Below are 23953 nucleotides of genomic sequence, written 5' to 3'. Positions count from 1 at the left end.
ACTATTTGAAACTACTTCAAATGCGAACTCGTCTAGTGCTTACTTTAGTTGAGCTTTTACGTGCTCAACAATGTCAGTCATTGCGACTGCTGTTTTCTCACCAGTAGCACGGTTCTTGTATTCGAAGTTGCCTTCTTTCATTGAGCGGTCACCGATAATAATGGTATGCGGTACACCAATAAGCTCCATGTCAGAGAACATTACGCCTGGGCGTTCTTTACGGTCGTCAAATAGCACTTCGATGCCCATTGCCGTTAGCTCAGCGTACAATTTCTCAGCGGCTTCTTTCACTTCTTCTGACTTGTGCATGTTCATTGGAACGATCGCTACCTGGAATGGTGCGATTGCATCTGGCCAGATGATGCCGTATTTGTCGTGGTTTTGTTCAATAGCAGCCGCTACTACGCGAGTGATACCGATACCGTAACAACCCATTTCTAGGATGACGTTCTTACCATCAGGACCCAGTACACCACAGTTCATCGCTGCGGAGTAAGCGTTACCTAGTTGGAAGATATGGCCAACTTCGATACCACGCTTAAGCTGGATAATGCCCTTGCCACATGGGCTTGGGTCACCTTCCACAACGTTACGTAGGTCTTCAACTTGACCAAGCTCTACATCACGACCCCAGTTAATACCGAAGTAGTGTTTGCCATCGATGTTCGCGCCCGCACCGAAGTCGCTCATTACCGCAACGCTGCGGTCAACAATGAACGGCAGTTTAAGGCCAACAGGGCCTAGTGAACCAGGGCCTGCACCGATAAGCTCACGAATTTCTTCTTCAGATGCCATTTCCAATGGAGCTGCAACCTGAGGAAGGTTTTCTGCTTTCACTTCGTTCAGTTCATGATCACCACGAATAATAAGCGCGATGATTGGCGTATCAACTTCGTCAGATGCTTTCACAAACAGTGTTTTCACTGTTTTTTCAATTGGTAGTTCGAACTGCTCAACCAATTCAGCGATTGTTTTCGCGTTTGGCGTATCAACCAACGTCATTTCTTGTGTTGGTGCCGCAGCCTCAGAGGCTGGAGCTAGTGCTTCTGCTTTTTCAATGTTTGCCGCGTAATCTGACTCGCTAGAAAATGCGATGATATCTTCGCCGCTTTCAGCCAGTACGTGGAACTCTTGAGAGCCGCTACCACCGATAGCACCGCTATCTGCAAGTACAGGACGGTAATCCAGACCCATGCGATCGAATGCTTTACAGTAAGCATCGTGCATTGCGTCGTATGACTTTTGTAGTCCGTCTTTATCAATGTCAAAGCTGTATGCATCCATCATTGAGAATTCACGTGAACGCATTACGCCAAAACGTGGGCGTCGTTCGTCACGAAATTTAGTTTGGATTTGGTACAGGTTTAGCGGAAGCTGTTTGTAAGAGCTCACTTCATTGCGAACAAGGCTAGTGATCACTTCTTCAGCGGTTGGGCTAAGTACAAACGGACGAACATGACGGTCAGTAAAGCGAAGTAGCTCAGGGCCCATCTTTTCGCTGCGGCCTGTCTCTTCCCATAGTTCAAACGGCTGAACAACGGGCATCAAAGTTTCGACTGCGCCTGCATTGTCGATTTCTTGACGAACGATGTTTTCGACTTTACGCAGTACACGTAGACCAGTAGGTAGCCAGGTGTATAAACCTGAAGCCAGCTTACGGATCATACCTGCACGTAGCATGAGCTGGTGGCTCACTACTTCTGCGTCGTTTGGAGTCTCCTTCAGAGTAGAAAGAAGATAATTACTGGTACGCATTAAATTTATCCGTTTATTTAAGTTAGATACTCAAGCTTGAATAAGCAGGAGTATGGGAGTTCCCGAAAGGGAAATTTGTTAGCCGTCTATAATATCAGCCAATTGCGTTTGTCAAAAGCTTTCAATAGCGGTAACCGTTATTAAGTTGCTTGTTGCTGTGAACTTTACGTTCAAGTCGAACAAATTTACCGCATATTCTTTGTCGTCCGGCTTGTTTTTCTTATATGCAGGGCGAGGATCTTGTGCCAGAACTTGTTCAATGACTGATCTTACATAGTCAGTATCGGATCGATTTTCTATCGTTGCTAATGCTTGAGCAGAAAAGGTGACTTGTGACTTTTCTGGCTCTTGGTCTGCGTATCCGCCTTGTGCTTCCGAAATAGAATCCGAATAGGGGATATAAGGCTTAATATCCACAATCGGTGTCCCATCCACGAGATCTACACTGCCTAAATCAAGATAGATTTGATCGCCTTGCTTAGTGACTCCTTTCACTTCAACGGCTGACATTCCGATTCCGTTTGGGCGGAAAGTCGAGCGCGAGGCAAAGACACCAATTCGTTCATTGCCGCCTAATCGTGGCGGACGTACAGTTGGTTTCCAACCAGCTTCCAGGTTCTGATCAAATAGAAACAACAACCAAACGTGAGAGAACTGTTCTAGCCCACGCACTGCTTCAGGGCTATTTGCTGCACCTAACAGTTTTACGCGTGCTTTAGCCTCTGGTACTAAGCGTGGTTGGCGCGGAACTGCAAACTTTTCTTTGTACGGTGTCTCAATGACGCCGATGGGTTCGATGGAATACATGGTGGACATCTTTAAGAATTCATTGAGATGAAAAGTATCACAAATTTCTCTTGCTTTTCTTGTTGATAATGATTATTAATTAAAATGTTATAACATAACAATTTAATTGAAAGGAAAAGTATTATGAAACCAGGAATCCACCCTGAATATCGTCCTGTGGTGTTCCACGACACCAGTGTAGATAAGTACTTTGTCGTTGGTTCTACGTTGAAAACGGAGAGAACCATCGAATGGAAAGATGGCAAAACTTACCCTTACTTTACGTTAGATGTGTCGTCAGCTTCTCACCCGTACTACACCGGTAAACAGCGCGTTGTACAAACCGAAGGTCGCATTGCGAACTTCAACCGTCGTTTTGGTCAATTTAAGAGCGAAAAGGAATAAATCATGAAGGTAGTAAAATCATTAAAAAGTGCAAAAAGTCGTCATCCGGATTGCCAGATTGTAAAACGGAGAGGGCGTCTTTATGTCATTTGTAAAACGAACCCGAGATTCAAAGCTGTGCAAAAGTAATCAACCTGCATATATCTAACTTATGGTTTTGTTTAATTGATAATGTTGAGTTAATTATCTTACATGGATGAAATATCTACATTTTTATTCAATGTTGGTTATAAATGCCTCTGTTCGTCACAGTTTGTAACATTTAGGGCTTTTATTTGACCTTCTACTCAAGTACCCTTCGCACGCTTTTTGACATTTTTGTCACATTTGCATAGGAATAAAAACAAGGAGGGAACAGATGAGTTCATCTGATTCAATTAAACAAAACTCGCCTAAGAAGCCGCTGTTTACGCGCTTTTTGGATACTGTCGAATATTTGGGGAACTTATTACCCCACCCGATCACACTATTTGCCATTTTCTGTTTAGCCATTCTGGTGATGTCGGGTATTGCAGGATACTTCGAAGTTTCCGTAGTTGATCCTCGTCCTGAGGGTGCAAAAGGTCGTGCCGCGGATGGCATGATTCATGTCGTTAGCTTGCTTAACGCTGATGGCCTTGAACTAATCGTTACCAATCTAGTGAAAAACTTTGTCGGCTTTGCACCTTTGGGTACGGTATTGGTTGCGATGTTGGGTGTTGCTATTGCTGAATACTCAGGCTTGCTATCTGCAGCAATGCGTGGCTTAGTCATGGGTGCATCACAACGCATGGTAACAGTGACGGTCGTTTTCGCGGGTATCATTTCAAATACGGCATCAGAGCTTGGCTATGTGGTACTTATTCCACTGGCTGCAATGCTGTTCCATTCTTTAGGTCGTCACCCACTTGCCGGTCTTGCTGCGGCGTTCGCTGGTGTATCTGGTGGTTACTCAGCAAACCTACTTATTGGTACGGTTGACCCGCTGTTGTCAGGCATTACTGAAACGGCGGCGCAAATGATTGACCCAACTTACACTGTTGGTCCAGAAGTTAACTGGTACTTCATGTTTGTGTCGACATTCTTCATTGCAATCACAGGTGCGTTTGTTACTGAAAAAATTGTTGAGCCAAAGCTTGGCAAATACAGTGAAGAAGAAGCCTCAGAAGATTTGTCGAACGACAAAATGGGTGGCTTAACAGACATTGAGAAGAAAGGCCTAAAACTAGCAGGTGTTGCTGTACTGGTTGTTTCAGCGCTGCTTGCTTGGACGGTTGTTCCAGAAGACGGCATTCTACGTTCTGATGCAGGTACAATTGCAGGTTCACCATTCCTGAAAAGTATCGTGGCATTCATCTTTGTGTTCTTTGCTATTCCAGGCTTTGTGTTTGGTAAAGTTGTTGGCACGATGAAGACGGATCGCGATGTAATTGATGCAATGGCGAAATCTATGTCTTCTATGGGCATGTACATTGTATTAGTTTTCTTTGCGGCTCAGTTCGTTGCTTTCTTTAAATGGACTAACTTCGGTCAGGTATTCGCGGTTGCTGGCGCTAGCTTCCTGCAAGAAATTGGCTTAACTGGCCCAATGTTGTTCTTTGCCTTCATCCTGATGTGTGGCTTTATCAACCTAATGATTGGTTCGGCATCGGCACAGTGGGCAGTAACGGCTCCGATTTTTGTTCCTATGTTGATGCTTGTTGGTTATGCACCGGAAACGATTCAGGCTGCTTACCGAATTGGTGACTCGACGACAAACATCATTACTCCAATGATGAGCTACTTTGGTTTGATTCTTGCCGTAGCGACTCGTTACATGAAGAACTTAGGTATCGGTACGCTGATCGCGACCATGCTACCTTACTCAATCTGCTTCATTGTAGGTTGGAGTGTGCTGTTCTACCTATGGGTATTCGTATTTGGTTTACCAGTAGGCCCTGGCGCAGCAACATACTACACACCGTAGAAAACGGTTACCTCACACAGCTCCATTATAAAAAGCCTGCGAACGTCGCAGGCTTTTTTATCGATTGAGACTGTGTACGCAGGCTTACCTGATTATAGATGTCGGTTTATAGCTGAAAACGTATCAACAAAGGGCGATAAAAGTGCTGAGTGAGCCAGCACAAGCTTTTCCAAATTATGCGTTTGTACCAGGGTAAGTGCGCAATATACACATAGCTAAATTCAATTTTTGGCTGGGCTTTTCTGTTGCGTTTAAAAGCCGGAGCACCTGAGCTCATATTAAAGCGACGCTGGTATATCATGGCATGGCGGATGGTATAGGCCGATATTCGACGATACAATGCGAGGCGTTGTGGCTTATTGGTATCGTAGCCAAAAATTGGGCAAGTCATATCATTATCAATTTCTACAATGCCTAACGTAGCCAGCATCTCTTCTTGATAAAACAGTCCCACTAAATGTACTAATTTGTTCTGGCTCGCCTGTTTTAAATATTGGCTTGAAAACTGGATGTTATTGATGCTGTATTTATCAAGGTAAAGCATGTCATATAACTCTTTGGCACGCTGAAATTCTTCATCAGTGGTCAGTGGCCTAAACTGCCAATCTTTATCATTAAGCAGTTTGAAGTCTTTCGTTAAATCTCGGTTGAAGCTGAACGCTTGCCAATCATCAAGTAAATACACTTGTCGTGTTACCAAGCTTTGCCATTTTGGCTGCTTCAATCGCTGAATTAAGTGTAAATGCTGACGCTGGTTGAGGGAGCGAAGCACCAAGGGAAAGGTGGGGTATTGATCGAGTGCGACGCGACGCAGTTCATCGAGATTTAAGGCTGCCCATTGTTCGCTATACATATTGGTGGACAAGCACTGATTGTTGAGCGTTTGGACTTGATCCAATCCAGCCAGTGATAAGATTGGTTTAGTCATATTAATAAGTAACTTACATACCCATCTAACAGCCACATTTTTGACTTTGTGAAGCTCTTCTTCGGCGTAGCCACTAAGCAGTGTCATAGGGGACACGGCATAACAGTTGTTTGGTATTTTTGGTGTTACGGAGTAGGGAATGGCAACATCATCGATATAGTAGCAACCAAAGCTTGCTGTGCATTCATCAATGGGATTCGACTGCATAAGAGTGAAAAAAGTTTTATGCCATTCTTGAGAGGAAAGCGTCATTAGTTCAATGCCTCTCCATTCCACTCAATATCAACGGTAGAAGCGTCGCTCCACTTCGTCTTGTTCTGCCTAGCTAACCGGAGTAATTCAAACATACTCCGGATTTGGCTCCCGGCCGGTAAGTTATGCTGTTGCATCACATTCACTCCAGACCACCAATCTTGCCAAGTTCGAGCCTTGAACAGGGATAATCCACCTTCCGCGATGAGTGTTATTGGACCTAAATGATGCAATCGCTGCTTGGAAGGACTGGTAAACTCCATATTAGGAAGCAGTTGGTTGCATCGAGACGAGAGTAGGTGCAAACCACTGGTGGCTCTTGGGTTACATTCAATCACGTAGAGTTCATCTTGTGATTTGATGAAGTCAAACGACACTTGCCCATGATAAGTATGACGTTTACCAAAAGCTGCGATAAATCTATCTAGTCGTTCGCACGAGATCGGCTGAAAAGCACTGGCGGCCGAGCCGTTTACACAGTATTTCGGCACATAAGCTTGGTGTGCTTTAAGGTCACCATGTTCAAAAATGGCATAGTTACACACCGGAGTCCCATGGATTTTTTGTTGCTGAACCCAAGGGAAAAGGGGCGATATCGTGGCGGCAGAAATAGACTGAGTCGTCACATCTCTTATGACTTGCCCGCCAAACCGAGAGTAAACGGGCTTTAGAACGGTTCTCTTATTAATTTCAATCTCACTTTTATCAGCGACCAAACGAGTTTTGGGAAGTGTAATTTCTGGCAAATCTTGAAGCTGTTCAAAGACGGTCAACTTGTTGTGCAGGGCATTGAGTAGTCCTACATTGGGCAGAAAAAAATCTACTTCTGGGCATTGTTTGGCAACATGAGCCAAGTAATACACTTCTTCACAAGTGGGTATCACCATATCAATACGCATCTGAGTAATGATTTTTAGGATCTGCTGTTGATAGTTGGGAAACGCAAATCGAGGCGAAGCGGTGGGGATATAAGACTTGATGCCTCGCAAAAACGATCCTAGAGGTTTTTTTAGCGAATCGGTGAGAATTACGTCATGTCCATGATGCATACACATGGTTGCCCACTCTAGTGCAACTGGTGCTCGGGCTCCGGTGATTAAGACCCGCATATGTTCACCACACGTCGTTGTTTATTCATTGGCGTCCAAATAGGCGCAGGGCGGTAACTAAATCTGACAGGATCAAGCCGCAATTGGTCAAACAACTTTATCAAGGCTTGATGTATAACCCGATGGTGGTGAAAATCCGCTTCAATTTGAATGGCTTGTGACCCTGTTTGGGTGATTCGGTAATCCACGCGACCTTTGGCAAATAGCGTTATAGCGCGGTAGACGAGATCTGGTAACACCGTCACTGGGACGTGGTTTGCGTTTAGCGTGAGGCGATCACCACATCGTCCGGCAATTGCGCCAAGAGGTTCAAATACGCCATTATCCTGTTTATTCTCAATAATATCGTCGAGCTGATAACGAATAATTGGCTGAGTTTTACGACGAAAATCGGTAATGATTGGGCTGTAATGAGTACGTTCGGTATTCAGCCAATGTTTTTCGATGTAAACAACATCTTGATTCCAGCGCATTTGTCCATGCTGATCCGTACATGCAAGAAAACCTTCAGTACATTGATAGACTTCATGGAGTTCGCTGTCGAACCGTTGAGAAATAAAGTGACGGTCACTCTCGGTTAGGACTTCTGCACCAGAAATGATCCGCTGTGGTTGAATTGCGGGTTGACCAAATTGACCGCTGAACTGGGCGCAGAGCTGAAGAGCTTGCGCACTACCAACCAAAAGCGTGGGTTGGAACTCATCCAGCTCTTTTATCCATTCTTGGTAAGGTTTGGTTAAATCGGCATAAAAAAATGTTACAGGCCCTTTCGCGACGGATTTATACAGTGGGCTGTTGGCGCGCAAGGCTAGAGCAATTCGGTGTTTTTGCCATAGGTTGGGCAACAGGCGAGCCAATATATTGCCAGCCCATAGTTGTGTTTCCTGTTTGTCAGCAAGAAACAACCCGCGCATGCCTGATGTGCCCGAAGAAAGCCCAACAGTAACATCGCCAACTTTCGAAGCGGCGAAGTTGCGTGACTGTTCTGCGTCGAGTGCTTGTTGCATTAGCTGTTCAGCATCTAAGCCTTTCGTATTCAACTCCGAGAGGTTCTCCATCATGGTTTGCTTATTCATGATAGGGAAATCACTGAGTGGTGCGCCTTGAAGTGAGCGGTAATACGGTGAATGACGGCATACCCAATCCAAGTGTTGCGTTAAGTGTTGTTGCTGCCATGTTTCGACTTGTTCCCTTGAGCCGAAGGGGCGGTAGCGGGTTCGCCAGAATTCTGAGATAAGCGTTCTCACTTCATCCATCCTTCTTTGATTAGCTGCTGGATAGTTTCCTGACAATGTGAAGGCACGAAGCGAACAAAGTGGTGGGTTTGTTGGTAGCAACTTCTCAACTCGGAGAGGGTGTTTTTATAGGCTTTTGTATCATCGCAAAGCATGTTCGCCAGCCAATGTTGATCGATATTTTCACTCAAGCTCTCGATTAACCAGCATGCATCGGCGAGTAAGAACAGCCAACTTTGGTCTCTTTTAACTAGCAAGCCCACTTGGCCAGCTGCATGGCCTGGCAAGCTAACCATATAAATAAATCCATCGTCGAACATGTCTTTACAGAGCAAATTAACACCTTGGCACTGAGGAAGAATTTGGCTGATTGGTACAGAAAAATCACTATGAATGAATAAGTTAGGTTCAAGCTGTGGAGGAAGTAGAGCTTTTAGGTATCCTTTTCTTACGCCTACAATTCGACCACTTTTAGTAATTGCATCTACCCCTTTTTGTTGGCAATGCAATTGAGAGTGGGAAAACTCAGACACGGCAGCAATGTGATCAGCATGGAAGTGGGAGAGTACTAAGTGTTCAATATCATGAGGTTTGAGACTTTCTTTTGCTAACTGCGCAACAATTCCGTGTTCTTTTTTATAGCGACAAGGTGTTGTCCAAGCATAAAAACGTTCAGGGAAGGGGCGAGTCGCGCTAAAAAAATGCTCGTGATATCCCGTGTCAAACAGGATGTTGCCTTGTGTTGGGTGCTGAATTAACGCAACGGCTGCCGGAAATGCTCTAGGCTTGATACCAGAACCTGGTTTGACAACAAAGCCTGGGTGTACGCAGTGTCCAGCCTCAAAGATTTTTATTTTTAGACCAGTTTGCATACTGCTGTATTCCTTCTTGAATTGAAAAAAGCGGTTGGTAATTCAGTGTTTGTTTCGCCTTGCTGATATCCAGAGTTTGATGGTAGTTAAACAATCCTGCGCTGTATGAGGTGAGCCTTGGTTCTGGCTGATGTGGTAAGTGCCTTCGTATTTGCTCACTGAGCTTTAATAATGGTGATACAACGCCGTATGGTAATGATTGTAACGTTACTTTTAGGTTTAACCCCTCACATAAAGCTTGCAGAACAGTCTCAATTGGCATTGGTTCGTTGTTGGAAATGTTGAACACATCACCATGCTGAAGTTGGTCTGCCTGAGTGCAAGCGAGCATCGCTGCATGGGCAACGTTGTCGACATAGGTCAGATCAACCACAGGATTTCTACCCGATGGCAGAAGCAGAGTGTTGTTTTTTATCGCCTTAAGCACTCTTGGGATAATCGCGCGATCATTGGGTCCAAAAATGCCACGTGGTCTTAAAATGATCGCTTTGCTTTGGCCTTTTACGGCTTCAATTTCCGATAGGTATTTTGTGTGTGCGTAATCATTACACCAGTATGAAGCTATGGCGTCGGTTTCTCGAATATTCCAACGGTCTTGATGGTCAAAGTAGACGCTGGTGGAGGAAATATGGATAAAACGCGAGATTTGATAGGTATTAGCCGCATTGACGAGGTTTTTGGTGGCATCTACATTGGCTTGATAAAACGCCTGCCACTTTCCCCATGGGCTTGAGAGAGCGGCACAATGGATGATTGCATCCATACCTTGGCATACCGCATGAACTGCTGAGTGGTCTCTTAAATCGACTATATGTGGGATAACATCGAATTGCTCGGCGAGTTGTTTAGCGATGACTGTATTTCGTGCTATAAAATGCAGTTCATGCTGCTGGTGAAACATTCTCAGAATTGCGCTACCCAACATCCCGCTGCCACCAGTGACCAATATCTTCATAGTTTTAGCACTCCCATCCCTAGCGACAACCCTGCGGCGGTGCCAGCTAATAACACATGTTTTCCTGCGGTTTCTGGCTGATTACGCAGCCAGTGTAAGTTAATTGGGAGTGAGGCGGCGACTTGGTTTCCCAAAGTCGAAAAGTGATTAACGGTTTTCTCTGTTGGTAGCCCGGTGAGTGAAGGCAGTTTTTTTAATCCATGCGCGCTGGCTTGATGAGGAAGAAAATAATCAATATCGCCGAGTGTTACCGGAGAGGCGTCAAACCCTTTTTTTAGAAACGCTGGTAAGGCTTTACGCACATGTTTAAAGAGTGCTTTGCCCTCCATCTCAAACTGGCAACTTTTTAAATAGGCTTGATGCTCGGAGGTATGCGGATTGATATGACTACCTCCGCCCTTAATTTGACAAAATGAATACCCGGTATGATGCGTTTCAAAGTGACTGGTGAGCAATCCATCATCGTCGTGTTCTTCGAGCAAAAATGCGGCGGCACCGTCCGCGAATAAGGTTGCAACTTCTGGTTTGAGCGTAAAATTTCGATTCAGTGTGATGCCAGTGGCGAGTTCGCTGGTGACAATAAGAATCCGACGGTACCGTTTTGCTAAGAATAGACTCTGAGCAAGATCAAGCGCAGAGAGAAAGGATAAACAGGTGCTGTTCAAATCAAAGCTTTCTAGCCATGTTGGAGCGTCTAACGCGGCGAGAACCGCTGAGGCGTCGTAGGGTAGAGACTGGTGGTGTGTGCCGCTAGCGTAGATAAGAAGATCAACGGAGCTTAAGGTATGTGTGTTTCCTAAACACTGCTCTATTGCCTGCATTGCCATGTAAATAGCGGTCTCTTTTGTATTGGCTACATGACGATATTCAACGTCGAATTTATTTCGGCAGGTCCCTGGCGCTAATTTTAGGAAGCGATCCATCTCTCGATCAGACCATTGATTCGTTGGCAGGTAGCTTCCACTGGAAACGATGTTAAAGCCCATTATTCTCTATACACTTATTAAAAACGTCGTTCAAAATAAACCACGTTGCATATTGAAGCTATGGCGAGCAAGATGAAAAATAAACAGAACAAAACAAATGGGAGTAAGAGCACGCTTTGGGTGCAATGCTGAGAATGAATTTTCAGGAATGAGCCAGGCTTTTATTTGCTGGCTCAATTTGAATAGAGTGAGGGTTACTTCTTAAATTTCGCCAAAATACGATCCAAATGGTTTGCAAATTCGCGTCGATCGGTTTGAGAAAGCGCGGCGGGCCCACCTGTCTGAATTCCGCTTGAACGCATGGTTTCCATAAAGTCGCGGATATTTAGGCGAGCTTTGATGGTGTCTTTTGTATAGAGCTCGCCACGAGAACTGAGGGCTTGAGCGCCTTTAGAGATAACCTCATCTGCAAGCGGAATATCTGACGTGATCACCAAATCGTTGGCTTCCACACGCTTGACGATTTCGTTGTCTGCGATGTCAAATCCCGCAGGGACTTGTAGCGAGTGGATGTTGTCTCTTTTCGGCACAGGGACAACGTGGTTAGCGACAAACGTACATTCAATCCCCGTACGCTCGGCGGCACGCACAATGGTTTCGCGAATAACTTTCGGACACGCGTCTGCATCTACCCATAACTTCATGATGACTTCTCACTGAGTTTCGCTTCTAACTCTTCAATACGAATGGCTAGCATTGTTACGGTGCGTTCTAGGGCTTCAAGACGATCATTATCGGTGTGGTGTTGTGCTGCGATTTCAACCTTGGGTACGCGTTGAGCACTCTTCCAACTTTTTATTGCGGTGATTAATGCTGGCATTGGAACTGGCGTTTTCAAGCGTGCTTTCACTAACGCTACGGTTGGCTCTTTTCCTTGTTGTTGCAACTGTTCCATTGCCGCTTCTAATTCTTTAGTAACGTCTTGAGTTAACATTTTTAATCCTTAACAACGATATATCTATCATCATACGTTGAGTGCGCTAATTTGGCGAATGGCATTTTGGAGAGTGTAGTGTGAGAGATCTCTTACATAGGTTGTGAGAGAAAACGATTTCGTAAGCGGAAAAAGAGAAGCTGAAGAGCTTAAGTTTCTGATAAATAATGATTTAACAACTTGTTAACCAATGTGAGAGCCAAATATTTATCTTGGATAGATTGTCTATTTTTGGAAAAGGCGTAAATTGAGAGTTGTCAGCAGGAAGCAGACATGGAACAGGAAAGCACCAAGGATTTGGTTATCGTCAGGAAGACGATTTGGTTGGTCAGGATGATTAATCAAGCATGGAGCGTAGGACATTGTAAGGATACGATCATCAATAGGATGTTGATGACTAAGGATAGACAATGGACCCCTCTAGGATTGAGGCTATGGACAGCATCAGGAAGATGCAAGGGACACCGCTCAAGGAACAAGTGACGTGTGCTAACGAGGAATGTTAGCAGTCAGGATGATAAGGACACCGCTAGGACGGCGACGTAAGGAATAAGCTGACGGAATCAGCCACTATTATGGATGATGCATGGAGCACTTTTAGTAGCCGGACTGCTGCGAGTAAGACCATGACCCCGATACTTATGTGTCGGGGTCTTTCTTATATAAAAACGACATCCAGTGTTCTCCTTGAGTTAAGCACCCCGAGTGACTCGGGGATATCAATGTCACAAAATATATAAATTCCTAATAACACTTAATAAAAAACAACTCAGATCAATATCCTTTCCAACCAGTTGGTTTAACTTTCGGCTTCTCTACAAGGTGTTATGCCCGCAATCATTGAGCATGTTCAGCTCATCGAGTTTGTGATCTGCGGATAGATTAAGTTTGTTGTAATCAAGGAACAGATGTGGCCATAGTAACCAGAAGAATGCTTCTTCTACCCTACAATGAGTCGTTGCAACTAGAATTCGTCATGCTGAATTGCTGTGCGAAAAACCGTGCTGAATTGAATGGTCCGTATACAGTTGCGTCTGCCAAACAGATGTTTGAGAAAATACTGGATGATGAGAACATTTATAGTATGGCAGTGCTAGAGAGCACCAGTCGTGACTATATGGGGCACGTGTTCATTGCTAATCTCGATTCCGAACCTGAATTAGGGTTTATTTTTGATAAATCATATTGGGGTAAAGGGTTGGCAACAGAAGCACTAAAAGCATTTTTCCCCAAAGCGTGCCGTGAATTGGGCTTGAATAAGGTGAAAGCTAACGTGAATAGCAATCATCAAGCTTCTATGGCAGTACTGAAAAAGCTGGGATTTGTTGAAACAAAAGAAAGTAAGGATATATATGGTCCTTACTTTGAAATGGAATTTACAAGCGATGCGGTGGTAGGTGAAAGTTCTGCGGCCTGAAACCGACCATGGTTAACTCTCCTTGGTAGCAATCGTCACCAAGAGATGAAAACTCAAATTGATACACCGTATGCCAACGCCAGACTCCGTCTGGCGTTTTTAGTTTATGGGCACCAAAGGCGATGCTGATTAATTGGAGATCCAATTGCTCACATTTACGCGTGATGGCCGCTTTTGCGAGTTCGGCTTGGCGACGCTGTTGCCAAAACAGGTAACAGAAAAAGCAGAGCCCTAAAATTGCTAAAAGATCACCAATCATTCCTGAACCTTTCTTAGCTTTTTGTTGTTTGTTGTAAGCTTACTAGCGCATTTGCTAGTTCCTCTGATGGATTTGAATGCAGTAAAGGCAATAACACCATCCTTAACTCTGGCAGCATCACTAAATCGGCAAATAACTGATTAAATAGGGCTTGATTACCGGTTTGAGCTAAACGCAGCAAAAACTGTTCTGCTACCTTTTCATTGGCGAGTAAGTGCCAAGCGCGACCCGCCACACCAATCAATACCTCCTGATGGCTTAAACGAGGGCTATGCAATATCGCATCTAATACTGGAGAGGCGACTTCTGTTGGTGCACCAGCAAGGGCTCGGATAAGTGCTGAAAGTAGGAAGAGATCAGGTTCGCTACTTGCGATTTCTTGCTGTGCCTTTTCTGCGATACGTTCTGCTAAACGCTCTTGTAGCTCTACATGCTCAAGCGCACCTAATAGGGCATAAAGTGGCTCATTTGGTAGGTGGTTCAACGCTTTGCGTATCATTACTCCGTTTTGTTCTTTGTCCAGGCGAGCGGCTATGTCTGTGATACCTTGCAGACCTACAGTTTGCCAATTATCCCAGCCTAAACCTCCAGAAAAGTAATGCTGGGTATGCTCGTAATATTGGCTGGTAGGAAGATTGAGGTTTGCGCGGACCTGGCTATGAAACACGGCCATTTTATCTTCGGAAGGTTTGAAAGTGTATGGGTTGTTAGACAGCTTTTGCTGTTGCTCTTCAGTGATATCATCATTGAGGCGTGTTCCCATAGCCTCCACGACGTATTTAATGAAATTGCCGATATCCGCTTGCTTTAACAAACCGCGCTCGTCCAATTCAAACTTAAGAAACCAAATCCAAGGTTGCTTTTGTTCATTCCAATAAGCGATGGCAAGGTGTGCTCTACGCTGCATTGGGAATGGGTACGGTGCTTGACCTTTTTCTACATCGGCAAACTCTTTCTTAGCGATGGTTTTGATACGACGACCAAGATCGAAGATTTGATAATCACAGTGGCTGTTGTTCAACAGTTGAGTGAGGGTTTGAATGTTTTCCATTAAATACGACGTCCTAACGTTCTTTTCACAAGAAATGGTATCATTCTCGGCTAATTCAAGGTTCGAGATAGAATTAATGGTAACAAATACTCAATTGGTCGACTTACTTCACCAACTTGAAACGCAGCTTAAAGAACATAAGTTGTGGCAACACACTATGCCTTCAGAGCAAGCCTTACAAAGTGCGGAGCCATTTGCGATTGATACGTTGCACCCTCATGAGTGGTTGCAGTGGATTTTTATAGCCAGAATGCACGCACTAGTGAAAAATAACCAACCACTGCCAAGAGGGTTTTCTCTCGAGCCCTATTTTTCAGAAGCGTGGAAGCAGGAACCGCAGTTCGCCGAGCTGCTCGTTACAATCCGAACCATTGACGAACTGTGTAAGTAAACGAATGCTAGAACAAGAACTAACGCGATCTTCAGAACCAGTTGAGCTGGAGATCGTTTATCAGGATGAATATTTTGTAGCGGTCAACAAGCCTGCAGGCATGTTAGTGCATCGCAGTTGGTTAGATAAACACGAAACTCAGTTTGTCATGCAAACTTTGCGCGACCAAATTGGTCAGCATGTGTTCCCATTGCATCGTCTGGATCGTCCAACATCTGGTGTGCTCGTGTTTGCGTTGTCGAGTGAAGTCGCATCACAAGTCATGCCGATGTTTGCTGAACATAAAATGGAAAAGACATACCACGCGATAGTACGCGGTTGGATTGAGGAAGAGGGCGTCTTGGATTACGCACTCAAAGTGGAGTTAGACAAGATTGCTGATAAGTTCGCTTCACAAGAAAAAGAAGCGCAAGAAGCGGTGACGGAATATAAGCCGTTGGCTAAAGTGGAGGTTCCCTATTCGACGGGTAAATTTCCTACAACGCGTTATTGCTTAGTTGAGATGAAACCTAAAACGGGGCGTAAGCACCAACTTCGTCGTCATATGGCACATCTACGCCATCCGATCGTGGGTGATACAACGCACGGGGATGGAAAGCACAACAAGCTGTATCGCACAGAGTTTGATTCTCATCGTTTGCTACTGCATGCTTCAGAGTTACGGTTTGTCCATCCATTTACCGATCAAGAGATTGTCATGACGGCCAATCTTGATGAAACTTGGCAGCAATTGTTTACTCGATTTGAGTGGGATGAACCGATAATCGGCGCAGTTAGATCTAGATAATGATTGAGTACAAATAAAAAGGGTTAGCATCAATGCTAACCCTTTTTAATATTTAAGACTTAACGTTTTACTTTAGTTTTTCAAGATCCGCTTCGATCTCTGCGATCTTGCTCGAAACGACTTTTTCTAAATGACGAAGGTCTGAAAGAATTTTCTCTTTTACATCAACCTCAGGTTGTTTCGTTGGCTTAGTGATTTTATTCAGCTCATCAATGACTAATGTGAGGTTACGGTTGATTTCCGTTACTTCTTTATATTTGTGACTGCCACTATCAACAAGAACATTTTTGATTTGGCGTGGGTATTTGAATTTAACGCTTTTAGCGAATAGTTCGCCTTTTTGCTTGTGGAAATAGATCTTGAGTACGTCTTTGTGTGCTTCTTGGCGTAGGGAATAACGTTCAATCTGCTTAGGGTCGTGAATGCCCAAACCAGTGAGGTGGGGATACATAGGCTACCTCTATTACATCGAATTGATATTGATATAACTGTAGCAGCCTATGTATGAGCTAGATAGCTGATATTTAGCCAAAATGCTTAACTTGTGGGCAAGATCGCTCTCGCCCTGAACCGAAAAGGTTGGCAGGTTTGATCTAAGCTGCGACCTCATCAGATAACTTTTCGATCAATCTCTCTCTTAGCTCATCTTGCTGTTCTTCACTTAACCTTCCCCCAGCATCACTGGTTAAAATAAACAAGTCTTCTGCTCGCTCACCAATGGTGGTGATTTTTGCACCGTGAAGGTTGATATTTAAATCAGCAAACGTACGGCCTACTTTGGCCAACAGCCCTGGTGTGTCTAGCGCGACAAACTCCATTAAAGTGTGTTTTTTACCTTTGGTTGGTAAGAAGTCGACTTTGGTTTTCACGTTAAAGTGCTGAAGTTTGTTCGGAGTACGGCGCGTTTTAATCTTGGTTGGTCGGCCTGCCTCCAGTACATGAGTGAGGTGTTTAATCACTGCCGCGTGACGAGACTCATCGATCGCTTCGCCATGTTGATCGAGTACCATAAAGGTATCAATCACGTGCCCATCTTTGCTGGTCATGATTTGCGCGTCGTGTACATTAAAATTACGCCTATCTAACTCCGCCACGACCGTCGCAAATAAAGCAGGCTGGTCTTTCGTATATACAAACACCTCAGTGCCGCCACGAGTGGCTTTTTTACTGATCAACACCAAAGGCTTAGTCGGATCTTCCATGCGAAGTAAGTGTTCGCAGTGCCACGCGATTTGCGTATGGGTATGACGAAGGAAGTAGTCAGCTTTGAAGCGTTGCCACAATACTTCAATTTCGCGCGCGGCAAACCCCTCTTTGCGCAGCATTGCGGAGGCCATTTGTTGATTGTGGCGAATTCGCTCACGCACATCGACAGGGTTCTCTAGGCCTCTACGTAAAGCACGTTGTGTGGAGTAATACAGCTCCGCAAGTAAAGTTCGTTTCCAAGCATTCCAAAGTTCTGGGTTGGTTGCACAAATATCTGCAACTGTCAGGCATACAAGATAATCGAGAGATTCTTCGTCTCTGACTTTTTTGGCAAACTCGGTAATGACATCAGGATCATAAATATCTCGGCGCTGTGCGGTGACAGACATTAATAGATGATGTCTTACCAACCAAGCGACAAGTTTCGCTTCGGGCTTCGATAAACCATGATCAATGCAGAAGTCGTACGCTTCTCCTTCACCGATAATCGAGTGATCGCCGCCACGACCTTTCCCGATATCGTGGAAAATAGCGGCAATAATCAGCAGCTCTTTCTTTTGCATCCGAGGGTAGACGTCACAGCAAATAGGGTGCTTCGCATGATTTTCTGGGTCACTAAAAGTGTTGATGTGTTTAAGTAAGCGAATACTGTGTTCATCAACGGTGTAGGCATGGAATAAGTCAAACTGCATTTGACCAACAATCTGACTCCATTGCGGTAAATAGGCCGCCATAACCCCTAATCGGTGCATGAGGCTGAATGCTTTGTGAAGAGCATTAGGGTGACGACATAACGCCATGAACTTTTCACGCGCAGCAGGAATGGTGTGCAAAAACTTGTTGAGCCGACGCCGAGCGGTGCGCAGTTGACGCAGCGTTGGTGGGCTCACCCCTTCAATAGTTGAGTCGTTAGCAATATGTAAGAACATATCCAGAATAGTTTCTGGGCGAGCTTGGAACAATGCGGGTTTCCGCGCTTCAATTAAAGAACCGCGACGTTGAAAGTCCGTATCGAGAATCTCGGCACTTTCTGTCGCCCCACCATTAATGATCGCTTGGTCAAAGAGTTTGAGTAGCATTTTATTGAGCTCTGCCACACGACGAAGCGTGCGGTAGAACTCTTTCATCATCATTTCTACGCCTCGGTTGCCTTCTCCGACGTAGCCTAGATTTTCCGCAACTTGTGCTTGATGAGCAAAGGTCAAGCGGTTGTCATAGCGGCGAAGCTCCATGTGCAGAGCGAAACGTACTCGCCAAAGGAAGTCCTGACATTCAACCAATTCTCGGTATTCTGCGTCAGTTAAAAATCCGTATCGGCTCATTTCCAACAATGAAGTCGCACCAAAGTGACGTCGAGCGACCCAGCTTAATGTATGAATATCGCGCAGCCCGCCAGGGGTTGATTTAATGTCCGGTTCTAAGTTGTAGGTCGTGTCGTGGTAACGTGCATGGCGTTCGCGCTGCTCTTGAATTTTAGCGCGGTAAAACGTCTCACTTGGCCAGAAGGAGTCTGATAACACGACTTTCTTCAGTGCCTGAAAGGTGTCCTCGCTTCCACACAGCAGTCGCGCTTCTTGCAGGTTTGTCGCGACCGTTAGATCGGCTTTACCAATTTCAGCACATTCAGTAACGGTGCGAACAGCGTGTCCGACCTCGAGTTTTAAATCCCACAACAGCGTAATGAATTCGCTGATTTTTGCTTCTAACGCGGTTGGCAGTTTATTGTTCGACAGAATCAAAATATCGATATCGGAGAGCGGATGCAGCTCGCCTCGTCCGTAGCCACCAACGGCAACTAGGGAAATGTTGTAAATATCCTTGAAACCAAAATGTTGCCACAAACGATTGAGAAGCAGATCCATATATTCAGCTCTGGCTAAAACCAAGCTTGTTACCGGATGATGATTGAGAAACTCTTGGTTTTGATTAGAGCTAAACTTCTCTAATTCTTGTTTGAGTTCACCGATATTGATTTGTTCATCGGAAAAGGTAAGAGGGGACTGAAGTGTCATATTTGCCATCCGTGCAAGCTAATCTAATAACAATCTAACAAATTTGCGGCAGATAAAAAATATCCCCGCCGAAGCAGGGATATAGTAAACAACGAGTGGTCGTCAGCTTTACGCGTTTTTCATTAGGCGAGGAATCGTATCGTCGCTACGAAGCGTCAGTACTTCACAACCTTCTTTTGTTACAACAATGGTATGTTCCCATTGCGCAGAGTTCTTGCCGTCGCCCGTGTAAACAGTCCAGTCATCTTGTGCATCAACAGAGCAACCAAATTTACCTGCGTTAATCATCGGCTCAATAGTAAAGCACATGCCTTCTTTTAATACGCGGCGGTCTTTGTTCTTGTAATGAACCACTTGTGGTTCTTCATGGAACTCATCGCCGATACCGTGGCCACAGAAGTCTTTCACAATAGAAAACTTGTTGCGAGGATTGTTCTTGTTATTCTCTTTGATGTACTTCTCGATAGCTGTACCGATGTCACCAACCGTTGAACCTGGCTTAACGGTACGCATACCAACGTACAGTGCTTCTTGAGCTACCATGCACAGACGTTTGTTTGCAGGCGAAACATCACCGACTAGGAACATCTTAGAAGTGTCACCATGGTAACCCTGAGGACGCACGCTCAGATCGGCATTCTCATCATTTGGAACGATTACGGTAATATCAACGTTTAAGATGTCACCATCTTTTAGTACCGCCGGCTTCATTTGGCCGTTGCTACCGATTTCGTCTTTTTCCGCTGGAATACCGTGGCATACGATATGGTTGATTGAAGTACAGATCGACTTAGGGAAACCATGGTAATCAAGCGGAGCAGAGTATGCGCCTTTTTCTAGAGCGTACTCATGACAGATTTTGTTTAACTCTTCTGTCGTCACACCAACTTTGATGTGTGGTTCGATCATTTCTAGAATCTCTGCGGCTAGCTTGCCCGCAATGCGCATGCGTTCTATTTCTTCAGCAGTTTTAATCTTGATTGACATTGGCTTTCTCTACTTATTCCTAAGCACGTAAACGTGCGAATGGCCGCATTCTATCAGACATCGGGGCGTTAACCCAAGTTAGATAGGAATATGCATCATTCTTAATTCGATCATATGTTTAAAGTTTTGCTTATAAATAGGAGAAAGTGGCTCGGTGAAGAAATAATTTTTACTAGCCACAGTGAGCTAAAATATGGTATAAAGCGCGCCGGAATAGAGGACTGTTCTCTTCGTTTAGCAAAGTTAAGCGGCGAAGCAAGCTTCATCCGAATAACCTTTTATCTTTAAATCACACACATTCCGTCACATATTCCGGGGTGCTGAGCAGAAGCTTGGTCGGAGTTATGGGGAATGTGGAGGCCTAACCCCATAGAGGATTTTAAAATGGCAACTGTATCAATGCGCGATATGCTAAAAGCTGGTGTTCACTTCGGTCACCAGACTCGTTACTGGAACCCAAAAATGAAGCCATTCATCTTTGGCGCTCGTAACAAAGTTCATATCATCAACCTAGAAAAAACTGTACCAATGTTCAACGACGCTCTAGCTGAACTAGCTAAAGTTGGCGAGAAGAAAGGTAAGGTTCTATTCGTAGGTACTAAGCGCGCTGCATCTGAAGCTGTTAAAGAAGCTGCAATCGCAAGCAACCAGTTTTACGTAAACAACCGCTGGTTAGGCGGTATGCTTACAAACTACAAAACAGTTCGTCAGTCTATCAAGCGTCTAAAAGAACTAGAGACTCAATCTCAAGACGGTACTTTTGACAAACTAACTAAGAAAGAAGCTCTAATGCGTACTCGCGAAATGGAGAAGCTAGAGAAATCTCTTGGTGGTATCAAAGACATGGGCGGCCTACCAGACGCTCTATTCGTAATCGACGCTGATCACGAACACATTGCAATTAAAGAAGCTAACAACCTAGGTATTCCAGTATACGCTGTGGTAGATACTAACTCTAACCCAGACGGCGTTGACTACGTAATCCCAGGTAACGACGACGCGATCCGCGCTGTACAGCTATACCTGAACGCTGCTGCTTCAGCAGTATCTGAAGGTCGTAACAAAGACGTAGCTGCAGTTGCTGAAAAAGACGGTTTCGTAGAAGCTGAATAATAGCGGCTCTGTGTCACACTTGGTCTATGTGAAACCTTTGTGTAGCATAAACTAAGTTATAGTTAGCAATGGGGGCCGACAATGTTAGGCCCCTGTTTTTTACCTTATTTCGAATCAAACGAGGAAGACAGAATGGCAACTGTAACTGCTGCTCTAGTTAAAGAACTTCGCGAGCGTACTGGCGCTGGCATGATGGAATGTAAGAAAGCGCTTGTAGAAGCAAACGCTGACATCGAACTAGCAATTGAAAACATGCGTAAATCTGGCGCAGCGAAAGCAGCTAAGAAAGCTGGTAACGTTGCAGCTGAAGGCGCAATCATCATCAAAGAAGAAAACGGCGTTGCTGTTCTTCTTGAAGTTAACTGCCAAACTGACTTCGTTGCTAAAGACGGTAACTTCACTGCATTCGCAGAAGAAGTTGCAGCTGCAGCTCTAGCTTCAAAAGCTTCTGTTGAAGAACTACAAGCACAATTCGAAGACGCACGTGTAGCTCTAGTAGCTAAAATCGGTGAAAACATCACTATCCGTCGCGTAGAATACGTTCAAGGCACTGCAATCGCTTCTTACCGTCACGGTGAGAAAATCGGTGTTGTTGTTGCTGGTGAAGGCGACGCAGAAACTCTTAAGCACGTTGCAATGCACGTTGCTGCTTCTAAGCCAGAGTTCGTTAACCCAGAAGACGTACCAGCTGACGTAGTAGAAAAAGAGAAAGCGGTTCAAGTTGAAATCGCAATGAACGAAGGCAAGCCTGCTGAAATCGCTGAGAAGATGGTTGTTGGCCGCATGAAGAAATTCACTGGCGAGATCTCTCTAACAGGTCAAGCTTTCATCATGGAACCTAAGAAAACTGTAGGCGAAATGCTGAAAGAAAAAGGCGCTTCAGTTTCTACGTTCGTTCGCCTAGAAGTAGGTGAAGGTATCGAGAAGAAAGAAGAAATGAGCTTCGCTGAAGAAGTTGCAGCAGCTCAAAAAGGTTAATCCTTAGAGACTGTATAAAGATTAGACCGTAGCCAAGGCTGCGGTCTTTTTATGAGCAGTGAACGATTAGCCGTGATGAATAGCCATAACTGAAGTTGTGTCTATTCATGACTGTTAATCAACAACTCTCTTTGGAAGGTAAACTCCATGACTACGAACCCTAAACCAGCGTATCAACGTATTCTATTAAAACTGAGTGGTGAAGCTCTTCAAGGTGAAGACGGTTTTGGTATTGATCCTGCGGTCCTTGATCGTATGGCACAAGAAGTTAAAGAACTGGTTGAACTGGGTGTTCAGGTTGGTGTAGTTATCGGTGGCGGTAACTTGTTCCGTGGTGCAGGCCTAGCTGAAGCTGGTATGAACCGCGTAGTTGGTGACCACATGGGTATGCTTGCTACAGTAATGAATGGCCTAGCGATGCGTGATGCTCTTCACCGTGCATACGTAAATGCGCGCGTTATGTCTGCAATCCCTCTAAAAGGCGTATGTGACGACTATAATTGGGCTGATGCGATCCGTGAGCTTCGCCAAGGCCGAGTTGTCATCTTCTCTGCTGGTACTGGTAACCCGTTCTTTACAACGGATTCTGCTGCTTGTTTACGTGGTATCGAAATTGAAGCGGATGTCGTACTAAAAGCGACGAAAGTTGATGGTGTATTTACTGCTGACCCTGTAGCAAACCCAGACGCAGAGCTGTATGATAAGCTATCTTATGCAGAAGTTCTGGATAAAGAGCTGAAAGTTATGGACTTGGCGGCGTTTACGCTAGCTCGTGACCACAAAATGCCAATCCGCGTATTTAATATGAACAAGCCAGGCGCACTACGTCGCGTGGTAATGGGCGAAGCAGAAGGCACGCTCATCAACGAATAAGCTTGGCTTAAGGTGCCACTCCAAAGCGTTAGGGTGGTGCTTGCTTTGCTCAACCGTTTTAGGCTTTCTTCAGGAAAGATGACATTTTTAAGGTGAAACTGTGATTAACGAAATCAAAAAAGACGCGCAAGAGCGCATGGATAAAAGCGTTGAAGCGCTTAAGAACAACCTTTCTAAAATTCGTACAGGTCGTGCACACCCAAGCCTACTATCTGGTATTTCTGTAGAATACTACGGTGCAGCAACACCTCTAAACCAAGTAGCAAACGTTGTTGCTGAAGATGCACGTACACTTGCAATCACGGTTTTTGATAAAGAGCTGACGCCGAAAGTAGAAAAAGCGATCATGACGTCTGATCTTGGTCTAAACCCTATGTCAGCTGGCACTATCATCCGCGTTCCACTTCCACCGCTAACGGAAGAGCGTCGTAAAGACCTAGTTAAGATCGTCCGTGGTGAAGCTGAAGGTGGTCGTGTTGCTGTTCGTAACATCCGTCGTGACGCAAACAACGATCTTAAAGCGCTTCTAAAAGATAAAGAAATCTCTGAAGATGAAGACCGTAAAGCACAAGACGAAATTCAAAAGCTAACTGACGTTGCAGTTAAGAAGATCGATGAAGTTCTTGCTGCAAAAGAAAAAGAGTTGATGGAAGTTTAATACTCCCACACACATCACTGTTGGAAAACGCTGTGCTCACAGCTCAGCGTTTTTTTATG

Annotated in this window: 25 protein-coding genes; 10 read left to right on the top strand and 15 right to left on the bottom strand. The window is 44.8% G+C overall.

The genetic code is table 11. The features are described from left to right. Positions 1–39 precede the first annotated feature (39 nt). Both KI742_RS12185 and tsaA read right to left on the bottom strand, forming a co-directional pair. Positions 40–1755 (bottom strand): proline--tRNA ligase, encoded by a 1716-nt coding sequence (locus tag KI742_RS12185; RefSeq protein WP_017820763.1) that lies wholly within the window; start codon positions 1753–1755, stop codon positions 40–42. A 111-nt stretch (positions 1756–1866) separates the two neighbouring features. Then, positions 1867–2562 (bottom strand): tRNA (N6-threonylcarbamoyladenosine(37)-N6)-methyltransferase TrmO, encoded by a 696-nt coding sequence (gene tsaA / locus KI742_RS12180; RefSeq protein ID WP_005380294.1) that lies wholly within the window; start codon positions 2560–2562, stop codon positions 1867–1869. A gap of 123 nt (positions 2563–2685) precedes the next feature. Here tsaA and KI742_RS12175 point away from each other — a divergent pair, with 123 nt between their 5' ends. From KI742_RS12175 to KI742_RS12165, 3 genes are all read left to right on the top strand, one after another. Next, a complete protein-coding gene (locus KI742_RS12175) occupies positions 2686–2946 on the top strand; it encodes a type B 50S ribosomal protein L31 (RefSeq protein ID WP_005380295.1) in 261 nt (86 codons plus the stop codon). 3 nt (positions 2947–2949) lie between these two features. Beyond that, positions 2950–3075 carry a type B 50S ribosomal protein L36 gene (gene ykgO, locus KI742_RS12170; protein ID WP_005380299.1) on the top strand — a complete coding sequence of 42 codons (126 nt, stop codon included), beginning with the start codon at positions 2950–2952 and terminating at the stop codon, positions 3073–3075. 229 nt (positions 3076–3304) lie between these two features. Further along, entirely contained in the window at positions 3305–4891 is a 1587-nt protein-coding gene (locus tag KI742_RS12165) for an AbgT family transporter (RefSeq protein WP_005380301.1), read from the top strand. A 106-nt stretch (positions 4892–4997) separates the two neighbouring features. On the opposite strand, the gene KI742_RS12160 is transcribed toward KI742_RS12165, so the two are convergent. From KI742_RS12160 to KI742_RS12125, 8 genes are all read right to left on the bottom strand, one after another. Further along, positions 4998–6071: a hypothetical protein gene (locus tag KI742_RS12160; protein WP_285385507.1), complete on the bottom strand. Its 1074-nt coding sequence runs from the start codon at positions 6069–6071 to the stop codon at positions 4998–5000. Then, positions 6071–7180 (bottom strand): ATP-grasp domain-containing protein, encoded by a 1110-nt coding sequence (locus tag KI742_RS12155; protein WP_213912252.1) that lies wholly within the window; start codon positions 7178–7180, stop codon positions 6071–6073. Before KI742_RS12155 ends, KI742_RS12160 begins: the two co-directional genes overlap by 1 nt. Then, positions 7168–8436 (bottom strand): F390 synthetase-related protein, encoded by a 1269-nt coding sequence (locus tag KI742_RS12150; RefSeq protein WP_285385508.1) that lies wholly within the window; start codon positions 8434–8436, stop codon positions 7168–7170. Before KI742_RS12150 ends, KI742_RS12155 begins: the two co-directional genes overlap by 13 nt. Continuing rightward, the gene (locus tag KI742_RS12145; RefSeq protein ID WP_137282315.1) at positions 8424–9287 is read right to left on the bottom strand and encodes an MBL fold metallo-hydrolase; all 864 of its coding nucleotides are present in this window, start codon (positions 9285–9287) and stop codon (positions 8424–8426) included. The genes KI742_RS12150 and KI742_RS12145 overlap by 13 nt, the downstream gene beginning before the upstream one ends. Beyond that, positions 9256–10242, bottom strand: coding sequence for an NAD(P)-dependent oxidoreductase (locus KI742_RS12140; protein ID WP_137282314.1), 987 nt, complete (start codon positions 10240–10242; stop codon positions 9256–9258). The genes KI742_RS12145 and KI742_RS12140 overlap by 32 nt, the downstream gene beginning before the upstream one ends. Continuing rightward, positions 10239–11228, bottom strand: coding sequence for a ketoacyl-ACP synthase III (locus KI742_RS12135; RefSeq protein WP_017636033.1), 990 nt, complete (start codon positions 11226–11228; stop codon positions 10239–10241). The genes KI742_RS12140 and KI742_RS12135 overlap by 4 nt, the downstream gene beginning before the upstream one ends. Positions 11229–11422: 194 nt before the next feature. Beyond that, positions 11423–11872: a YaiI/YqxD family protein gene (locus KI742_RS12130; protein ID WP_005380310.1), complete on the bottom strand. Its 450-nt coding sequence runs from the start codon at positions 11870–11872 to the stop codon at positions 11423–11425. Further along, on the bottom strand, positions 11869–12162 hold the full coding sequence (locus KI742_RS12125) for a hypothetical protein (protein WP_151515056.1): 294 nt from the start codon (positions 12160–12162) through the stop codon (positions 11869–11871). The genes KI742_RS12130 and KI742_RS12125 overlap by 4 nt, the downstream gene beginning before the upstream one ends. A 931-nt stretch (positions 12163–13093) precedes the next feature. Between KI742_RS12125 and KI742_RS12120 the strand changes: the two genes are divergently transcribed. Next, positions 13094–13579, top strand: a complete 486-nt coding sequence (locus KI742_RS12120; protein ID WP_005380314.1) for a GNAT family N-acetyltransferase — start codon at positions 13094–13096, stop codon at positions 13577–13579. Here KI742_RS12120 and KI742_RS12115 read toward each other — a convergent pair. Together KI742_RS12115 and KI742_RS12110 are read right to left on the bottom strand one after the other, a co-directional pair. Beyond that, positions 13539–13838: a DUF3301 domain-containing protein gene (locus KI742_RS12115; protein ID WP_005380315.1), complete on the bottom strand. Its 300-nt coding sequence runs from the start codon at positions 13836–13838 to the stop codon at positions 13539–13541. The two genes, KI742_RS12120 and KI742_RS12115, sit on opposite strands and share 41 nt — an antisense overlap. Positions 13839–13851: 13 nt before the next feature. After that, positions 13852–14889 carry a DUF3549 family protein gene (locus KI742_RS12110; RefSeq protein ID WP_137282313.1) on the bottom strand — a complete coding sequence of 346 codons (1038 nt, stop codon included), beginning with the start codon at positions 14887–14889 and terminating at the stop codon, positions 13852–13854. A gap of 76 nt (positions 14890–14965) precedes the next feature. Here KI742_RS12110 and KI742_RS12105 point away from each other — a divergent pair, with 76 nt between their 5' ends. Next, positions 14966–15280 (top strand): YqcC family protein, encoded by a 315-nt coding sequence (locus tag KI742_RS12105; RefSeq protein ID WP_137282312.1) that lies wholly within the window; start codon positions 14966–14968, stop codon positions 15278–15280. 4 nt (positions 15281–15284) lie between these two features. Then, a complete protein-coding gene (gene truC, locus KI742_RS12100) occupies positions 15285–16067 on the top strand; it encodes a tRNA pseudouridine(65) synthase TruC (protein WP_033905516.1) in 783 nt (260 codons plus the stop codon). A gap of 67 nt (positions 16068–16134) precedes the next feature. On the opposite strand, the gene KI742_RS12095 is transcribed toward truC, so the two are convergent. From KI742_RS12095 to map, 3 genes are all read right to left on the bottom strand, one after another. Beyond that, positions 16135–16518, bottom strand: coding sequence for a DUF3461 family protein (locus KI742_RS12095; RefSeq protein ID WP_005380322.1), 384 nt, complete (start codon positions 16516–16518; stop codon positions 16135–16137). A 142-nt stretch (positions 16519–16660) separates the two neighbouring features. Continuing rightward, positions 16661–19285, bottom strand: a complete 2625-nt coding sequence (glnD, locus tag KI742_RS12090; RefSeq protein ID WP_213911180.1) for a bifunctional uridylyltransferase/uridylyl-removing protein GlnD — start codon at positions 19283–19285, stop codon at positions 16661–16663. A 108-nt stretch (positions 19286–19393) separates the two neighbouring features. Continuing rightward, positions 19394–20272 carry a type I methionyl aminopeptidase gene (gene map / locus KI742_RS12085; RefSeq protein ID WP_005380326.1) on the bottom strand — a complete coding sequence of 293 codons (879 nt, stop codon included), beginning with the start codon at positions 20270–20272 and terminating at the stop codon, positions 19394–19396. A gap of 384 nt (positions 20273–20656) precedes the next feature. Between map and rpsB the strand changes: the two genes are divergently transcribed. The 4 genes from rpsB (at position 20657) to frr (ending at position 23894) form a co-directional block, all read left to right on the top strand. Next, on the top strand, positions 20657–21385 hold the full coding sequence (rpsB, locus tag KI742_RS12080; RefSeq protein WP_005380327.1) for a 30S ribosomal protein S2: 729 nt from the start codon (positions 20657–20659) through the stop codon (positions 21383–21385). A gap of 132 nt (positions 21386–21517) precedes the next feature. Then, entirely contained in the window at positions 21518–22363 is an 846-nt protein-coding gene (gene tsf / locus KI742_RS12075) for a translation elongation factor Ts (protein ID WP_005380328.1), read from the top strand. A gap of 147 nt (positions 22364–22510) precedes the next feature. Continuing rightward, positions 22511–23236 carry a UMP kinase gene (gene pyrH, locus KI742_RS12070; RefSeq protein ID WP_005380329.1) on the top strand — a complete coding sequence of 242 codons (726 nt, stop codon included), beginning with the start codon at positions 22511–22513 and terminating at the stop codon, positions 23234–23236. A gap of 100 nt (positions 23237–23336) precedes the next feature. Beyond that, positions 23337–23894 carry a ribosome recycling factor gene (gene frr, locus KI742_RS12065; protein ID WP_005385348.1) on the top strand — a complete coding sequence of 186 codons (558 nt, stop codon included), beginning with the start codon at positions 23337–23339 and terminating at the stop codon, positions 23892–23894. The last annotated feature ends 59 nt before the right edge of the window (positions 23895–23953 follow it).

The sequence above is a fragment of the Vibrio sp. D417a genome (assembly GCF_030248595.1).
GTDB lineage: Bacteria > Pseudomonadota > Gammaproteobacteria > Enterobacterales > Vibrionaceae > Vibrio > Vibrio alginolyticus.
This window is presented reverse-complemented; position numbering and strand designations above follow the sequence as displayed.

What these genes read in the sequence shown, in the direction of transcription:
- KI742_RS12185 (WP_017820763.1), bottom strand. Translation starts at nt 1,755, where the DNA reads ATGCGTACCAGTAATTATCTTCTTTCTACTCTGAAGGAGACTCCAAAC.
- tsaA (WP_005380294.1), bottom strand. Translation starts at nt 2,562, where the DNA reads ATGTATTCCATCGAACCCATCGGCGTCATTGAGACACCGTACAAAGAA.
- KI742_RS12175 (WP_005380295.1), top strand. Translation starts at nt 2,686, where the DNA reads ATGAAACCAGGAATCCACCCTGAATATCGTCCTGTGGTGTTCCACGAC.
- ykgO (WP_005380299.1), top strand. Translation starts at nt 2,950, where the DNA reads ATGAAGGTAGTAAAATCATTAAAAAGTGCAAAAAGTCGTCATCCGGAT.
- KI742_RS12165 (WP_005380301.1), top strand. Translation starts at nt 3,305, where the DNA reads ATGAGTTCATCTGATTCAATTAAACAAAACTCGCCTAAGAAGCCGCTG.
- KI742_RS12160 (WP_285385507.1), bottom strand. Translation starts at nt 6,071, where the DNA reads ATGACGCTTTCCTCTCAAGAATGGCATAAAACTTTTTTCACTCTTATG.
- KI742_RS12155 (WP_213912252.1), bottom strand. Translation starts at nt 7,180, where the DNA reads ATGCGGGTCTTAATCACCGGAGCCCGAGCACCAGTTGCACTAGAGTGG.
- KI742_RS12150 (WP_285385508.1), bottom strand. Translation starts at nt 8,436, where the DNA reads ATGGATGAAGTGAGAACGCTTATCTCAGAATTCTGGCGAACCCGCTAC.
- KI742_RS12145 (WP_137282315.1), bottom strand. Translation starts at nt 9,287, where the DNA reads ATGCAAACTGGTCTAAAAATAAAAATCTTTGAGGCTGGACACTGCGTA.
- KI742_RS12140 (WP_137282314.1), bottom strand. Translation starts at nt 10,242, where the DNA reads ATGAAGATATTGGTCACTGGTGGCAGCGGGATGTTGGGTAGCGCAATT.
- KI742_RS12135 (WP_017636033.1), bottom strand. Translation starts at nt 11,228, where the DNA reads ATGGGCTTTAACATCGTTTCCAGTGGAAGCTACCTGCCAACGAATCAA.
- KI742_RS12130 (WP_005380310.1), bottom strand. Translation starts at nt 11,872, where the DNA reads ATGAAGTTATGGGTAGATGCAGACGCGTGTCCGAAAGTTATTCGCGAA.
- KI742_RS12125 (WP_151515056.1), bottom strand. Translation starts at nt 12,162, where the DNA reads ATGTTAACTCAAGACGTTACTAAAGAATTAGAAGCGGCAATGGAACAG.
- KI742_RS12120 (WP_005380314.1), top strand. Translation starts at nt 13,094, where the DNA reads ATGCTTCTTCTACCCTACAATGAGTCGTTGCAACTAGAATTCGTCATG.
- KI742_RS12115 (WP_005380315.1), bottom strand. Translation starts at nt 13,838, where the DNA reads ATGATTGGTGATCTTTTAGCAATTTTAGGGCTCTGCTTTTTCTGTTAC.
- KI742_RS12110 (WP_137282313.1), bottom strand. Translation starts at nt 14,889, where the DNA reads ATGGAAAACATTCAAACCCTCACTCAACTGTTGAACAACAGCCACTGT.
- KI742_RS12105 (WP_137282312.1), top strand. Translation starts at nt 14,966, where the DNA reads ATGGTAACAAATACTCAATTGGTCGACTTACTTCACCAACTTGAAACG.
- truC (WP_033905516.1), top strand. Translation starts at nt 15,285, where the DNA reads ATGCTAGAACAAGAACTAACGCGATCTTCAGAACCAGTTGAGCTGGAG.
- KI742_RS12095 (WP_005380322.1), bottom strand. Translation starts at nt 16,518, where the DNA reads ATGTATCCCCACCTCACTGGTTTGGGCATTCACGACCCTAAGCAGATT.
- glnD (WP_213911180.1), bottom strand. Translation starts at nt 19,285, where the DNA reads ATGACACTTCAGTCCCCTCTTACCTTTTCCGATGAACAAATCAATATC.
- map (WP_005380326.1), bottom strand. Translation starts at nt 20,272, where the DNA reads ATGTCAATCAAGATTAAAACTGCTGAAGAAATAGAACGCATGCGCATT.
- rpsB (WP_005380327.1), top strand. Translation starts at nt 20,657, where the DNA reads ATGGCAACTGTATCAATGCGCGATATGCTAAAAGCTGGTGTTCACTTC.
- tsf (WP_005380328.1), top strand. Translation starts at nt 21,518, where the DNA reads ATGGCAACTGTAACTGCTGCTCTAGTTAAAGAACTTCGCGAGCGTACT.
- pyrH (WP_005380329.1), top strand. Translation starts at nt 22,511, where the DNA reads ATGACTACGAACCCTAAACCAGCGTATCAACGTATTCTATTAAAACTG.